At 70.4% G+C, this 13,585-nt stretch carries 14 protein-coding genes; 9 read left to right on the plus strand and 5 right to left on the minus strand.

The features are described from left to right. Positions 1 to 475: phosphatase PAP2 family protein (locus VF542_RS01175; protein WP_408649875.1), on the plus strand; the 475-nt coding region annotated here is incomplete at its 5' end. Positions 476 to 484: 9 nt separating this feature from the next. Then, the gene (locus VF542_RS01180) at positions 485 to 2,101 is read left to right on the plus strand and encodes a DNA polymerase ligase N-terminal domain-containing protein (protein WP_408649876.1); all 1,617 of its coding nucleotides are present in this window, start codon (positions 485 to 487) and stop codon (positions 2,099 to 2,101) included. 116 nt (positions 2,102 to 2,217) lie between these two features. On the opposite strand, the gene VF542_RS01185 is transcribed toward VF542_RS01180, so the two are convergent. Genes VF542_RS01185 through VF542_RS01195 form a run of 3 tightly spaced genes read right to left on the minus strand, consistent with a single transcriptional unit; the run spans position 2,218 to position 3,815 of the window. After that, the gene (locus tag VF542_RS01185) at positions 2,218 to 2,784 is read right to left on the minus strand and encodes a hypothetical protein (RefSeq protein WP_408649877.1); all 567 of its coding nucleotides are present in this window, start codon (positions 2,782 to 2,784) and stop codon (positions 2,218 to 2,220) included. Between the two features lie 51 nt (positions 2,785 to 2,835). After that, complete coding sequence (locus tag VF542_RS01190; RefSeq protein ID WP_408649878.1) at positions 2,836 to 3,318, minus strand: hypothetical protein; 483 nt, start codon at positions 3,316 to 3,318, stop codon at positions 2,836 to 2,838. Further along, the gene (locus VF542_RS01195) at positions 3,294 to 3,815 is read right to left on the minus strand and encodes a cupin domain-containing protein (RefSeq protein WP_408649879.1); all 522 of its coding nucleotides are present in this window, start codon (positions 3,813 to 3,815) and stop codon (positions 3,294 to 3,296) included. Before VF542_RS01195 ends, VF542_RS01190 begins: the two co-directional genes overlap by 25 nt. A 125-nt stretch (positions 3,816 to 3,940) precedes the next feature. On the opposite strand from VF542_RS01195, the gene VF542_RS01200 reads away from it, so the two are divergent. Then, complete coding sequence (locus VF542_RS01200) at positions 3,941 to 6,466, plus strand: ATP-binding protein (RefSeq protein ID WP_408649880.1); 2,526 nt, start codon at positions 3,941 to 3,943, stop codon at positions 6,464 to 6,466. Between the two features lie 32 nt (positions 6,467 to 6,498). On the opposite strand, the gene VF542_RS01205 is transcribed toward VF542_RS01200, so the two are convergent. Next, positions 6,499 to 7,062 (minus strand): DoxX family protein, encoded by a 564-nt coding sequence (locus tag VF542_RS01205; RefSeq protein ID WP_408649881.1) that lies wholly within the window; start codon positions 7,060 to 7,062, stop codon positions 6,499 to 6,501. Between the two features lie 339 nt (positions 7,063 to 7,401). On the opposite strand from VF542_RS01205, the gene VF542_RS01210 reads away from it, so the two are divergent. Beyond that, entirely contained in the window at positions 7,402 to 7,926 is a 525-nt protein-coding gene (locus VF542_RS01210) for a hypothetical protein (protein ID WP_408649882.1), read from the plus strand. A gap of 80 nt (positions 7,927 to 8,006) precedes the next feature. On the opposite strand, the gene VF542_RS01215 is transcribed toward VF542_RS01210, so the two are convergent. Continuing rightward, on the minus strand, positions 8,007 to 8,546 hold the full coding sequence (locus VF542_RS01215; RefSeq protein ID WP_408649883.1) for a GNAT family N-acetyltransferase: 540 nt from the start codon (positions 8,544 to 8,546) through the stop codon (positions 8,007 to 8,009). A 416-nt stretch (positions 8,547 to 8,962) separates the two neighbouring features. On the opposite strand from VF542_RS01215, the gene VF542_RS01220 reads away from it, so the two are divergent. From VF542_RS01220 to VF542_RS01240, 5 genes are all read left to right on the plus strand, one after another. After that, positions 8,963 to 10,552 (plus strand): DUF3352 domain-containing protein, encoded by a 1,590-nt coding sequence (locus VF542_RS01220; protein WP_408649884.1) that lies wholly within the window; start codon positions 8,963 to 8,965, stop codon positions 10,550 to 10,552. A 273-nt stretch (positions 10,553 to 10,825) separates the two neighbouring features. Continuing rightward, positions 10,826 to 11,038 carry a hypothetical protein gene (locus VF542_RS01225; protein WP_408649885.1) on the plus strand — a complete coding sequence of 71 codons (213 nt, stop codon included), beginning with the start codon at positions 10,826 to 10,828 and terminating at the stop codon, positions 11,036 to 11,038. Positions 11,039 to 11,111: 73 nt separating this feature from the next. Then, entirely contained in the window at positions 11,112 to 11,972 is an 861-nt protein-coding gene (locus VF542_RS01230) for an LLM class flavin-dependent oxidoreductase (RefSeq protein ID WP_408649886.1), read from the plus strand. 168 nt (positions 11,973 to 12,140) lie between these two features. Next, positions 12,141 to 12,932, plus strand: coding sequence for a GAF and ANTAR domain-containing protein (locus VF542_RS01235; protein WP_408649887.1), 792 nt, complete (start codon positions 12,141 to 12,143; stop codon positions 12,930 to 12,932). Between the two features lie 110 nt (positions 12,933 to 13,042). Next, positions 13,043 to 13,414 (plus strand): hypothetical protein, encoded by a 372-nt coding sequence (locus tag VF542_RS01240; RefSeq protein WP_408649888.1) that lies wholly within the window; start codon positions 13,043 to 13,045, stop codon positions 13,412 to 13,414. Positions 13,415 to 13,585: the final 171 nt, after the last annotated feature.

Here is a 13,585-nt window from a genome sequence, read left to right on the forward strand (position 1 = left end):
CTGGCTCGCCAACTACCTGCTCATCGCGATGGCTGCCGTGGCCCTGCTCACCTGGATGCTGCGCGAGGACCGCCACAGCAAGACGCGGTCCGCGGCGATCGCGCTGATCGGGCTGGTGTTCGCGGTGCTCCTGCTGGTCACCGCCGCCGCCCTGCATACCGACGCCCGCCCGTTCGTGCAGGACCCGTCGCTGCATCCGCTGATCCGGCATAGCGCCGACAACGGCTTCCCCTCCGACCACTGCGTCGCGGCGGGCCTGCTCGCCAGCGTGGTGTTCTTCCGGCACCGGTTGACCGGGGTGGTACTGGCTGCCGCGGCCGTCGTGCTCGCCGCCGCCCGGGTGGCCGCCCACGTCCACCACCTGCAGGACGTGCTGGCTGGCCTCACCCTGGGCGCGCTGGCCGGCTGGCTCGCCACTGTGCTTCTCGCCAAGGCAGCTGTCTCGGGTTTGCGGTACCGGGGGCCAGGTATTTGACTCAAGCCCATGGCTCCCAGTTCGGCACCGGCTGAGAAGCTCGCCAGCTACCGGCGCAAGCGCGACTTCAGCCGTACCTCTGAACCGGCCGGCGACCCGTCCACCGCTGTCGCCGCGCCTGCGGCACCGCGCTTCGTGGTGCAGCGGCACCGGGCCCGGCGGCTGCATTACGACGTCCGGTTCGAGATCGACGGCGTGCTGGTGAGCTGGGCCGTGCCGAAGGGCCCCACCCTGGACCCGGCTGCCCGGCACGCCGCCTTCCATGTCGAGGACCACCCGATCGAGTACATCGACTTCGAGGGCGTCATCCCGGCCCGCGAGTACGGCGGCGGTGACGTCATCGTCTGGGACGCCGGCACCTGGGAGCCGGCCAAGCCCGGCATCGATCCCGCCGCCGCGGTGGCCGGCGGGGAGCTGCACGCCGAGTTGCACGGCACCAAGCTGCGCGGCCGCTTCGTCCTGGTACGGACCGGCCAGGATTCCGGTGGCAAGGAACAGTGGCTGATGCTGCACAAGCATGACGACTTCGCGGTGGCCGGCTGGGATCCCGAAGAGCACCCGCGCTCGGTGCTCAGTGGCCGGACCAACGAGGAGGTGCTGGCCGACCCGGACCGGATGTGGCGCTCGGACCTGCCGGCCAGCGAGGCCTCGATCGCCCTCAAGGAATCCGGAACCGAGCGGCCCAGCCCCGCCGAGCTGGCGGCGCTGGACGAGCTGCCCGCGACGGGCCGGTGGGAGATCTTCGGACGCGAGCTGAAGGTGACCAATCTCGACAAGGTGCTGTTCGCAGGATCGGCGGAGCACCAGCCGATCACCAAACGAGAATTCCTTCGCTACGCGGCGCAGATCGCCCCGGTCGCGCTGCCCTACCTGGCGGGCCGGGCTCTCAACATGCACCGCTTTCCCCAGGGCGCCGGCAGCAAGGGCTTCTGGCACAAGGAGCTTCCGGACTGGGCCCCCGACTGGCTCACCCGGTGGGAGAACCCGGAGGCCGACCCCGGTGAGACCCGTAGCTACCTGGTCGTCAACGAGCCGGCCGCGCTGGTGTGGGCCGCCAACTTCGGCGCCCTGGAATGGCATGCCTGGACGTCGCTGACCGACCGGCCGCGCCAGCCAACGTACGCGCTGATCGACATCGACCCGGGCGACTCGACCTCCTGGCAGGACGTGCTGGTACTGGCCAGGCTGCACCGGACCGCCTTCGAGCACCTGCGGGTGCTCGCCGTGCCGAAGGTGACCGGCCGCCGCGGCATCCAGATCTGGGTGCCGATCAGCCGCGGCCCCAGCTTCTCCGAGACCCGGCGGTGGGTGGAGGAGCTGTCCAAGACCGTCGGCGCGGTAGTGCCGGAACTGCTCAGCTGGAAGTGGGGGGTGCGCGACCGAGCCGGCAAGGCCCGCTTGGACTACACCCAGAATGCGATCAACAAGACCCTGGTCGCCCCGTACAGCGCCCGCCCGGCGCCCGGAGCGCCGGTGTCGATGCCGATCGGCTGGGACGAGCTGGACGATCCGGGTTTGAAGCCGGACGGCTTCGCGATGCGGGCCGCCCTGCAGCGCGTCACCGAGCAGGGCGACCTGTTCCGCCCGCTGCTCAACGCCGATCAGCGATTGCCCGCGGTGAGCTAGCTGCTCCTACCGCAGCCTGGTGCTGCCGCAGCCTGGTGCTGCCGCAGCCTGGTGCACACGCCAGCGCGGCCGGGCAGCCCCCGTGGCTGCCCGGCCGCGCCGGGATGGTGCTCAGCTCAGGTCAGCCGGCACCCGTCGACCGCGGCGTCGAATCTCTGCTGTTCGGCGCGCAGCCGTGCCTTGATGGTGAAGGTGATCTTGGTGCCGTCCTCGGCGACGCCCCGGAACGCCACCCGCAGGTTGACGCTGATGTCCGCCTGCTGGCCGGCGTCCCCGGTGCCGCGCATCTGGGCGAGTTCGGTACCGGTTCCGGTGAAGGTGCGGACCACCGTCCCGTCCGCGGCCAGCTGCTGCAGCGTGAACGTCTCGTCCAGGATCTTGCCGGTACCGGTGAAGGAACCGGCCTGGGCACCCCGGGTCTTGGTCTGGATGAAGAAGACCTCATCCATGTTGGCCAGGGTGAGAGCACTGCCCTCGAAGCCGCACATCCCGTCCAGCGGAACGAAGTCCCAGTAGGACTGCGGGTTCTCGGTGCTGTACTGCTCTCCGGTGGCCAGATAGATCGCGTGCGATCCATGCTGGGCCACCAGGACGGTGTCCTGGGCGTGCGCGATGCCGGGCAGGCCGGCCAGCATGCCGAGGCCCAGCGCCGAGGCGACTGCGGTGCGCGCGATCAAGCGCATCTGAACTCCTTTGCCGATAACGGTATTCTGGACTGGTGAGCGAGTCCGGGCTCAGCCGCCGCGAACGGTCAGGAAGCTCGACGGGCCGGCGAAGCCGCCGACACTGTCGTACAGGCACCACTGGACGTAGGCGCTGCCCGTGCTCAGCGTCCCGAACACCGGCTTGACGGTGATCCGGCTGACGTGCCACTTGCCGTCGCAGTCGACGGTCAGGCCGGCCGGGTCATTGGCGTAGTTGTAGTTGGTGTCGTACCAGGCGGTCGCGAACTCGCTGGTGGTGTGCTCGGTGTCCAGAGCCGGGCCCTGCTTGACCGACACCCAGAGGTGCGTGCCGGTCTCGCCACCGGAGCACCGGTACTTGCCCAGCACCGTCGCGGTGCTGTGGTCCGGTGACAGGATGATGTTCTTGTTCACCCAGGCGACCTCCGGTTCACCGACGGCCGGTGCGGCTGATGCTGCCGACGCGGGAGCGGCTTGGCCGCCGAGAACGGCTCCTGCCGTCAGGGCGATCACCGCTGCTGCGCGCTTGAACATGAGATTCCTCTTTCTGTGTCGGATGGTGCGGTTGGTGGAGTTTGGTGGGTGGTGATCAGTTCGATGCCCCCGGCGGCCAGTGCCTGGGCGAGGGAGACCGTGCTGCCGGACTGCTGCTGCGCCGGTGCGGCCAGCACGTCGTCCTGCTCGTCGCCCGGCGTCTGGATGACCAGCAGCCGGCCGGTTCGAGAAGTGGACCGCAGCGACCGGCGAAGCCCGCGCGGCACGTACACCGAGGCGCCGGCGTCGAGGCCGGCCAGCTGCTGCTCGCCGACGGTCATGCTGAATTGCCCGCTGATGACGTAGAAAGCCTCGTCACAGCGGTGGTGTACGTAATCCGGATGCGCCAGCTCGCTGGACACCCGGACGTCCAGGCAGCGGAACGCGCCGCTGGTGAGCGTGGCCGGCACGACCTCGGTGACCAGGTCACCCCACGGCGTCCTGGTTCCGGTTCCGTCGCCGTAGGCGTACCAGGCCGGCCTGGTGGCGGTCGCCATGGTGTCCTCCTCCCCCCGCGCCGGTCGATGATGTCGTCAACCTTGCGGTGCGCGGCGCGGGCGCGGAACACTCAGCACCCGCACATTGGCCACACAACCCCTGAGCCGTTCCTAGACTGGGGATCGTGCAACGGCGCCCAGACCATCAGGTATCGATTCCCTCGTTCGGCGGGCGGCTGCGAGCCCTCCGCCAGAACGCCCGGCTGACCCAGGACGAGCTTGCCGAGCGGGCCGGTCTCAGCACGAACGGGGTGAGCGCCCTGGAGCGCGGCACCCGGCGGCGGCCACATCCGCACACCGTGCGCAGGCTCGCCGAGGCGCTGACACTGTCCGAGTCCGACCGGGAGTGGCTGTTCCAGGCGCTGCCGACCGACCTGGGAAACGGCGTTGCGGACGGCGGCGACCAGATCGGTCACCGGGCCGCAGGGCCCCCGTCAGGCTCCGAACGCCGGGCCGGCGAACGCCGAGCAGACGACCGCCGAGCCGACCGCCGAGCCGGCGAGCGCCGGCAACCAGGCAGCGCCGCTGGCCGGGCAGCGGTTGCCGGCCCGATCACCGAGCTGGTGGGCCGGGACGCCGAGGTCGAGGACGTGCTCAGGATCCTCACCGGGTCCGACTGCCGGCTGCTCACCCTGACCGGCCCGGGCGGGGTCGGCAAGACCCGGTTGGCTGTCGAGGTCGCCCGGCGGGTGACGGGCAGCTTCGAGGACGGCGTGGTGTTCGTACCCCTGGCCCCGGTCACCGATCCCGAGTCGGTGCCGGCGGCCATCGCCCGTGAGCTGGGTGTCCGTGACCTGGATTCGGAGTCCGGTGCGGCGGTCCCGGCGCTGATCGAGCAACTTCGGCACCGCAAGCTGCTGCTGGTGCTGGACAACGCCGAGCACCTGCTCGCGGCGGCACCGACCATCGCCGAGCTGCTGGCCGGCGCTGCCGAGCTGAGAGCACTGGTCACCAGCCGCGCCCCGCTGCGGGTCGGCGGCGAGCGCGAGCATGTGGTGCCGCCGCTGGCGCTGCCGCGCTCGACCCAGTCGGCCGACCCGCGCGTCGTCAGCTCGTCCCCGGCAGGCCAGCTCTTCCTGGCCAGGGCGCGAGCGGTGCTGCCTTCCTTCGAGCTCACCGAGGCGACCGCCGATGAGGTAGCGGCAATCTGCTGGCGGCTGGCGGGCCTGCCGCTGGCGCTGGAACTGGCCGCGGCCAACGTCAAGCTGCTGTCACCGCAGGATCTGCTGCAACGGCTGGACCAGGCCCTTGCCACCGGCTGGACCCGCGACCTGCCGGCCCGGCAGCGTGGGCTGCGCACGACGCTGGACTGGAGCTACCAGCTGCTCGACCCGCAGGCCCAGGCGCTCTTGCCCAGGCTCGCCGTCTTCGCCGGCGGCTTCGAGCTCGACGCCGCCGAAGCGGTGGCGGCAGCGGTTCTCACGCCGCTGCAGGTGTTACCGGCCCTGCACAACCTGGTCGAGCACTCGCTCGTCAGGGTCGATCGCGACCCCGACGGCAGGGTCCGCTACGACCTGCTGGAGCCGATCCGGCAGTACGCCGACTCGCTGCTGGCCGAGCCGGACCGGCCTGGGCTGGGCGCCGCCCACGCGGCCTGCTACCTGCGGCTGGTGGAACTCGCGGCACCGGCATTGCAGACCGGCGAGCAGGTTCGGTGGCTCGGACGGCTCGAGCGCGAGGACGGCAACGTCCGGCGGGCGATCTCGCAGTCCCTGGAATCCGGCGATGCCGGCACGGCCGGCCGGATGTGCTGGGCGATGTGGCTGGTGTGGTGGATGCGCGGCGGTGACCAGCAAGGCCGGGACTGGACCGAGGCGGCGCTGCGGGCGGAGCTGGCCGACGACGTCCGGGCCAGGGCGGAGACGGCTGCCGCGTGCTTGAGCTACGTGCACCGTGACTACCAGCGCGCCGCGGCGCACTGGCAGCGGGCGCTGGACATCTCACGGCGCACCGGTGAGCTGGGCATGCAGGCGAACGCCCTGGGTGGCCTGGGCCTGGTGCCGCTGGCGACCGGTGACCTGTCCCGCGCCGAGCACTACTTCCGCAACGCCCTGGACCCGGCGGTGCAGGCGCGGGACGACTGGCTGCACTCGCTGTTGCTGGTCTGGCTGGGAACCGTCCAGCTGGTCCGCGGCAGCACCGGGCCCGCGACCGAACTGTTCGAGCGCGGCCTGGCCCTGGCACGGCGGCGGGCCGACCGCCTGGTCAGCTACATCGCTCTCTACAACCTGGCCCAGGCCGCCACCGCGGAGGGCCGGTTGGAGCGGGCGTCGCAACTGCTCCGCGAGGGAGTGGAGCTGTCCCGGGAAACCGGCGACCGGGCGAACACCTCGTACTTCCTGGACGCGCTCGCCGTCGTGGAGGGACTGGCCGGCCGCTGGGCCCGCGCGGCGCTGCTGATGGGCGCCGCACAGGCCGCGCTCGCCGGCTCCGTCGGCAGCGGCTACAACTACTACCTCCCCGATCTGGAACTCAAGGACCGGACGGTCGCCCAGGCCCGCGCCGCCATCGGGGCGGCATTCGACGCCGCGCTGCGGCACGGGCAGCAACTGCAGATCGACGCCGCGATCGCCCAGGCGCTGGAAGGCCCGGCTTCGGTCGAGCTCTCGATCGACCTTCCCGAAGTCCCGGCCGGGCTGGCGGTCGACTGACCAACGGCTGTCGAGAGTGTGGTAGCCGCCGCTCAGGCGCCGACGGTGGTGGGGTCGCCCGCGGTGTCCTCGGCCGCAACCGGCGCCGCGGCCTGCAGCACCGGCGCGGCAGCGCCCCGCTGGCCGGCTTGCATGGTGAGGAAGGCCGCACCCACCCCGGTAGCCAGCGCAGCCAGCGCCCAGCGGGCACCGCTGCGTTCCATGCCGAGGTAGTGATCCAGCGACACCGGACCCGGCCCGGTCTCGGCCAGTGCGGTGAGGGCGGCGATCAGCACGGCGTTGTACTCCCAGCCACCGTTGGCTGCCCACGGCCCGTTCGGCAGGTGGACCTTGCGGATCGCGGTGGTCATCACGCCGGTCAGGCCGGCCGCCGCCAGCGGTGTTCCCAGGCCCGCGGCGATCATCGCGCCGCCGGCGGTCTCGGTGACACCGGCCAGGGTGGCGTGCACCTTGGCCGGGCGAAGTTGCAGGGCTTCCATCATGCCCTCGGTGCCGGCGCGGCCCGGGCCGCCGAACCAACCGAACAGCTTCTGGGTGCCATGGCCGATGAACAGGCCCCCGATGACGGCACGAGCCGCCAGTCTTCCCACGCTCATGATGCATCTCCGGTCATGGTGCTGCCTCTAGGACCCCAGTGCAGCGCGCTCAGCGCGGTGCTGCTGACTTTGGGGGGCCGGCTGGTTTGGTTCACCTCGTACCGTGTCGACCACGCTACCGCGTTGCCGGCACGGGCGCGCTGGCACTCCTTCACCCCGCTCTCCACCCGCACCGCCCGGGTGCGACCGGCAGCTTTGGGGGCAGTCAGCGGCAGGGGTTACGGTGGGATCACGGACCGTGGGTCCTCGCGGATCAACAGCGATCCGGCGTGCGCCGCGAGGTGCGCATCGCCTCTCCTCCTTGGAGTCACCGTGCTTTTCAACACCATTTCCCGTTCGATGCATGACGTAGGTCTGGCCGCCTGGTTCGGCGGCACGCTGGCCAACGCGGTAGCCCTGAACCCGGCCGCCGGGCAGGCCGGCAGCGCCAGCGCCTCCGGTGCGGTCGCCAACACCGGTTGGGACCGCTGGACGCCGGTGAACGCCGCCGCGATCGGCGCCCACCTGATCGGCAGCGTGGGGCAGCTGCTGGACAACAGCGATCGACTGGCCGCGCAGCAGGGTGTGGCCACCATGTCGATGGTCAAGACCGGAGTGACGGCCGCCGCGCTGGCCGCCACCGGATACTCCCGCATACTGGGCCGCAAGGTATCGCAGTACCACGCGGTTCCGGCCGCTGACGGCACCACACCGGCCCCCGAAACCCCTGCCGACGTAGCCGGGGCGCAGAAGCAGCTGACCGCCTTGCAGTGGGTCGTTCCGGCGCTCACCGGCGCGCTGGTCGTCATCAGCGCGTTCGCGGGCGAGCAGCAGCGGCCCACCAATGTCCTCACCGGCATCACCCGCCGGCTGGGCGCCGCGTAAACAATCGATTTGGTTCTCATGTCTGGCCCCTCCGGCACGTTCGACCTCAGGTCGACCCGGAGGGGCCAGCTTCGTTGGTCCTACAGGCGGAGCGCCAGGTAAACGGCGACCTCGTCGGCGTGGCTGGTGGCGGCGTACAGGCTGGTGTCGAGCCCCACGAGGCCGAAGCCATAGCGCAGGTAGGTCGCGATGGCGGGCGCATTGACGTTCGACGTCTCGGCGAAAACGTGGCTGGCACCGAGCGAAGATGCGTAATGCGCGACCGTCGACAACAACGTGGTCCCGACGCCCCGCCGCCGGTGAGCGCTATCCACGTACAGATGCCAGAGCCGCACCCGGCGGTTCCAGGTCTCGTAGCCGACGGCGGCGAAGCCAGCCGTTGAACCGTCGCTGACGGCGAGCCACGCGTCGCTCCAGAGTGGACTTCCCGCCAGCTCCGCAACGATCTGCCCTCCTGGCCGGTGGAGGCCAGGGGACACTGCGCGCGGTACGAGTTCGAACCCGAACGGGAACTCGCGAACGTCATACACGCTCGTCGTCTCGTAGGACGTGTCCATCGCCGCCAGCGCCTCATGGTCAGCCGCGGGCACGATGCGGCGAGCTGAGATCGGGCCAGTCATGGGAGCGACTCTGCCAGAGGCGTCGATCACCCGACGATGTCGAGTGGACACCGGGCATCGCAACCACCGGCGGACGGGACACTCAAGATCTAGAATGTTCCTGCTATGACGCGCTGTCGCCCATCGCCGAGGGCATTCGCGTCACGGCGGCACCGGGCTGCCGGCTGACTAAGATTGCGCTCCGGCCAGTCGATTGGGAGGTGATCTCAGCACGCCGACACGACGGAAGGCCGTGGGACGGTTTCATGACACATTCGAACTCCGGTCCGGATCAGCCTGACTATCAGCCGGAAAACCAGCCTGAATACCCGTCTGAATACCCGTCTGAATACCAAGGGCCGCCCCTTCCGCACGACGTGCCGCCGCAGCAGGTCTTTCCCCAGAATCTGCCGCAACATCAGAGCTTCGGCCAGGATGTGCCACCTTCTCAGGCCCTTCCCCATGATCACGCCTTCCCCCATGATCACGCCTATCCCCATGATCACGCCTTTCCGCATGAAGCCTTTCCGCCTGCTGTCTACCTGCCACACCCGGCCGGGCCGCCGCCGTCCAAGGGCGGTCAGGCCAAGAAGATCATCGCTGGCGCTGCCGTGCTCGCGGTGCTTGCCGGCGGCGCGGTAGCCGCCTACGCCTACACCGTGCTGGCCAGCAGCGGGATCCAGCCGGAACGAGTGCTTCCCGCGACGACGGTCGCCTTCGCCAAGCTCGACCTCGACCCGGCCGCCGGCCAGAAGATCGCGGCCTACCGGCTGTCGGCCAAGTTCCCGGCAGTGTCCAAAGGCGCGTCCAACATCGACGCGGAGAAGAACGCGCTGCTGTCGGCGTTCTTCAGCGACCAGACCGAGGTCGACTACACCACCGAGATCAAGCCCTGGCTCGGCGACCGGATCGCCTTGGCCGCCGTGCCGGACACCGCCAGCGAGGCCGGCCTTGATCCGGTCCTGGCGGTGGCCTACACCGACGAGGCCAAGATGAAGGCCACGCTGAGCAAGGCGGCTCGCACCGACAAGGACCTCGGCTGGGTCACCATCGACGGGTACGCCCTGATCAGTGACAGCCAGTCACACGCCGAGGCGGTCCTGGCCGGTGTCCGGCGCGGGACGCTGGCCGGCGTCGATCGCTACCGCGCGGACCTGAAATCACTGCACGGTGACCAGATCGCGGTCGGCTGGGCCGACTTCGCGGCAACCGTGGCGGCGCTGAAGGCCGGAAGCGGCTCGGCCAAGGCGCGGCTGGAGGACCTGCAGAGCCTGAACGCCCTGTCGGCGAGCAAGGGCCGGATCGTCCTCGGCGCGCACGCGAGCTCGGACTACCTGGAGGTGTCGGCCGTATCGCATGACACGGGCACCACCGGCACCGCGCGGTCGGCGGGCAAGCCGGTGAACGGAACCCTGACCAAGCTCGCCGCCGAGGACACCAGCGCCGCGCTGGAGGTCACCGGTCTGGGTGACTCCCTCAGCGCGGCCTGGGCGGGCACCTCGGCGGCCCTCGGCCTGCGCGAGCAGTTCGAGAGCCTGATCGAGGAGACCGGCTTGCAACTGCCCGAGGACCTACGGGCGCTGTTCGGCACCGACACCACGATCTCGGCCCGCCTCCCCCACGGTCCCGACGGCGATGCCGAGATCGCCGCCCAGGTCAGCACCACCGGCGCCGACCGGGCGATGCAACTGCTGGATTCATTGGGCGAACCGTTCGGCGTGCCTGCCGACAGCTTGCATGCGCAACGGACAGCTGACGGTTACCTGCTGAGCAACAGCACGAGCTATGACCCGCGCGCCCGTTCCGGCGCCCGGACCCTCGGTGAGGACCCGGCCTTCCGCAAGGCGGTACCCGACAGCGCCACGGCCGGTCTGATCGCCTACGTCAACATCGGCGGCCTCCTCGACTCCGACCCGGAAGCCTCCGCGAAGGACAAGGCGGACTGGAAGCACATCGGCGCTTTCGGGATGAGCGTGGTCCCGACGCCGGACGGCGCCCGGATGACCATCCGGCTGACCACCCGGTAGGCCACCCGGTAGGCCACCCGGTAGGCCACCCACGCCTCAGCATCGGGGCCGGGTCGAAGGCGGCGGATCGTCATGGTTGGCGGCGGATTGTCATGCATTCCAGGCGGCGGCACGCCGGATGATTTCCGGAGCTCGAAACCCACTGCTCACCTGGCTGAAACCTGCCTCCTATTACGCTGGCTGCGCACCGAAGACCCCGCCTGCGGCCGACAGGCTGGTACGCAGGCAAGGTTCGTGAGACAAGCCCAACAAGCGGCAGATCGGCAAACCGTCATGACTTCTTTCGATAACCTCTCCGTCCCTTCCAGCCCGGTACGCGATGAGAGCCACAACACTCAGATCAACACGGCGGCGGCCCAGGCACATCGCTGCGGCATGACCCATCTGGCCACTGGCCGGATTTGCCTGCTTCCCGAACGGCATCCTGGATCGTGTGACTTCCGGCACCGGCAGAACGAGATCGAATCCGTGATGACCCAGACCTGAACCGGGACCCAGCGCCGGACCTTGACCACAGCGCCCCCGGCATCGCGCGGCCACCGTCGAGTACGTTCACCGGATGCGCCACGGACTCTCCGTTCCCTGTTTCGGAACCGGGCTGGATGCAGCCCTGGTAGCGGACTGGGCGCTCGCCGCCGAGTCTGCCGGCTGGGACGGCTTCTTCCTCTGGGACCACCTGTTCGCCTTCGCTGCGGGACCGATCGACGTGGTCGATCCCTGGATCGCGCTGGCCGCGGCGGCTTGTGCCACCGAGCGGATCCGGTTGGGCACCCTGGTCACGCCGCTGCCCCGGCGGCGGCCGCTGGTGATGGCGCGCCAGAGCGTCACCCTGGACAGGCTGAGCGGGGGGCGGCTGATCCTGGGGGTCGGCACCGGCGACTATCCGTACGAGTGGGACTACTGCGGCGAGCAGACCGACGCCGCCACCCGGGGCGACATGCTGGACGAGCATCTGGACCTGCTGGAGCGGCTGTGGACCGGCGAGCCGGTGCGTCACGAGGGCCGGCATTACCGCGTCGCCGGCCCGGACTGGTCCGCGGTCTGCTACCCGCCGCCGGTGCAGCAGCCACGCATCCCGGTCTGGGTCGGCGGTACCTGGCCCGGCAGCCGGCCGTTCCGGCGGGCCGCCCGGTGGGACGGCGTGGTCCCGATGCGCCTGGACGGCAAGTGGGACGTTGCCGACACCGCGGCGGTCGCGGCCAGGATCGCCGCCCTGCGGACAACCGATGCCTCCTATGACCTCGCCGTTCCGGGTGAGACCGAGGGCGGTGACCCAGCACGGCTGGAGCGCTATGACCAGCATCGCGAGGCCGGAGCGACCTGGTGGGTCGAGGCGGTCCATCCGTGGCGTTACGGCTGGGTGGACAACGCGCCGTGGCCGCTCACGGCGATGCGGGAGCGCATCGAGGCCGGTCCCTGAACGGCGACCCACGGCCGGTCCCTGGATCGGGCCGGCTCCGCGGCCGGCCCTGCGGCACGCCGCCAAAAAAAGCGCTGGCACGCCGCCGAGGGGTGCGTTTTCACCGTCCTTGATGGCATCATTGCCCGGTCAGTGGGAGGTTGGATGCCGCCAACCAAGGAAGGAAGCATGTCTGAACTGCTCGACCGGGCGCAGGCCGCCCACCCGCAACGGGAGCACCGGCGCGCCACCGAAGATCCGAATCGACCAGCCGGTACTGCCGGCAGCTCCGCCTTCGCGGCGGCCCTGACGGAGTTGGCACTCACCGTCCATGCCGGCGACTCCGATCCCCTGACGGTGATCACCCAAGGAGCGGTGGACCTGATTCCGGGCACCGAGTTCTCGGCCCTGGTGGTGCCTACCGGTCCGCGGCGGCTGGAGGCGCGAGCCACCTCGGGGGAACTGACGCCAGAAGTCATCGGTCTGCAGAACGAGGCCGGCGAGGGTCCCTGCCTGGACGCGGCCACCCAGCCGGAGCCGGTGTGGGTGCCCGACCTGCGCAGTGAGAGTCGCTGGCCGAGGTTCACCGCCGCGGCCACCCAGCTGGGGGTGGGCAGCATGATGTGTACGTCGCTGGTCGCCAAGAACCGGGTCTACGGCTCGCTGAGCCTGGCCTCGGGGCACCCGCACGCCTTCGACGAGGAATCCCAGGTGCTGGCCACCGTCTTCGCCGCCAACGCCACCATCGCCCTGGCCGCCCAGGAATGGCGTCGCAACATGGCGGTCGCCCTGACCAGCCGGGATGTGATCGGCCAGGCCAAGGGCATCCTGATGGAGCGGTACCGGCTGACTCCCGATGCCGCCTTCGCGCTGCTGATCAAGGCATCCCAACACACCCACATCAAGCTCCGGGCCATCTGCGAGGAGCTGTGCCGAACCGGCGAACTGCCGATTCCCGGGGACACCCCAGCGGGCGGCTGACACCCGGCGGTGGCCGAACACCAGCCACTCGGGCACGGCACGCAGCCACGCCATAGTGGCGTGTGACGGCGCTGAGCGTTAGCGTCGTGCCAACCAGAAGGGACGTTGTCATGAAAACGCTCATTATCGTCATCGTGGTGATCCTGGTAGTGCTTGCCCTGCTTGCCGCGTTCCTGCTCCCCCGGATGCGGGCACAGGCCACCGAGCGCAAGCGGATCGCAGCTCAGCAGCACCTGGAGGAGGCCGGCGAGCGCTCTGCCCGGGCCGAATCGGCGCAGGCCGCGGCCGAGGAGCAGGCGGCCCGGGCCCGGCGGGAACGGGCCGAAGCCGAGTTGCGGGCGACCGACACCGAACGCGAGGCCCAGCAGCGGCTCGCCGAGGCCGAGCGCGAGCGCGCCGAAGCCCAGCGGTTGCAGGAGAAGGCCGGCAACCTGGATCCCCGGCTGGGCGATCGCACCGACGGCGACCCGACCACCCGCTGACCGCCCCCCGAGCTGCCCGGCCCCGCCGCTGGCGGGCTCCGGGCAGGAAGTCAGGCTGAGTATTCGGTCCCGCTCGACCAGCTCCGCGGGTCCGCGGTCCTCGGCTCGCTCGTCCGACCCCGGGTACGCCACCGCGCATCCGACTTTTGCGACAGTTCGGGCGTGCCGCAC

This window comes from Jatrophihabitans sp. (genome assembly GCF_036389215.1).
Taxonomy (GTDB): domain Bacteria; phylum Actinomycetota; class Actinomycetes; order Mycobacteriales; family Jatrophihabitantaceae; genus Jatrophihabitans_A.

Excerpts from the sequence above, each read along its gene's own strand:
- VF542_RS01230 (WP_408649886.1), top strand. The coding sequence starts at position 11,112 with ATGCGCCACGGACTCTCCGTTCCCTGTTTCGGAACCGGGCTGGATGCA.
- VF542_RS01185 (WP_408649877.1), bottom strand. The coding sequence starts at position 2,784 with ATGCGCTTGATCGCGCGCACCGCAGTCGCCTCGGCGCTGGGCCTCGGC.
- VF542_RS01190 (WP_408649878.1), bottom strand. The coding sequence starts at position 3,318 with ATGTTCAAGCGCGCAGCAGCGGTGATCGCCCTGACGGCAGGAGCCGTT.
- VF542_RS01235 (WP_408649887.1), top strand. The coding sequence starts at position 12,141 with ATGTCTGAACTGCTCGACCGGGCGCAGGCCGCCCACCCGCAACGGGAG.
- VF542_RS01205 (WP_408649881.1), bottom strand. The coding sequence starts at position 7,062 with ATGAGCGTGGGAAGACTGGCGGCTCGTGCCGTCATCGGGGGCCTGTTC.
- VF542_RS01225 (WP_408649885.1), top strand. The coding sequence starts at position 10,826 with ATGACTTCTTTCGATAACCTCTCCGTCCCTTCCAGCCCGGTACGCGAT.
- VF542_RS01215 (WP_408649883.1), bottom strand. The coding sequence starts at position 8,546 with ATGACTGGCCCGATCTCAGCTCGCCGCATCGTGCCCGCGGCTGACCAT.
- VF542_RS01210 (WP_408649882.1), top strand. The coding sequence starts at position 7,402 with ATGCATGACGTAGGTCTGGCCGCCTGGTTCGGCGGCACGCTGGCCAAC.
- VF542_RS01180 (WP_408649876.1), top strand. The coding sequence starts at position 485 with ATGGCTCCCAGTTCGGCACCGGCTGAGAAGCTCGCCAGCTACCGGCGC.
- VF542_RS01195 (WP_408649879.1), bottom strand. The coding sequence starts at position 3,815 with ATGGCGACCGCCACCAGGCCGGCCTGGTACGCCTACGGCGACGGAACC.
- VF542_RS01240 (WP_408649888.1), top strand. The coding sequence starts at position 13,043 with ATGAAAACGCTCATTATCGTCATCGTGGTGATCCTGGTAGTGCTTGCC.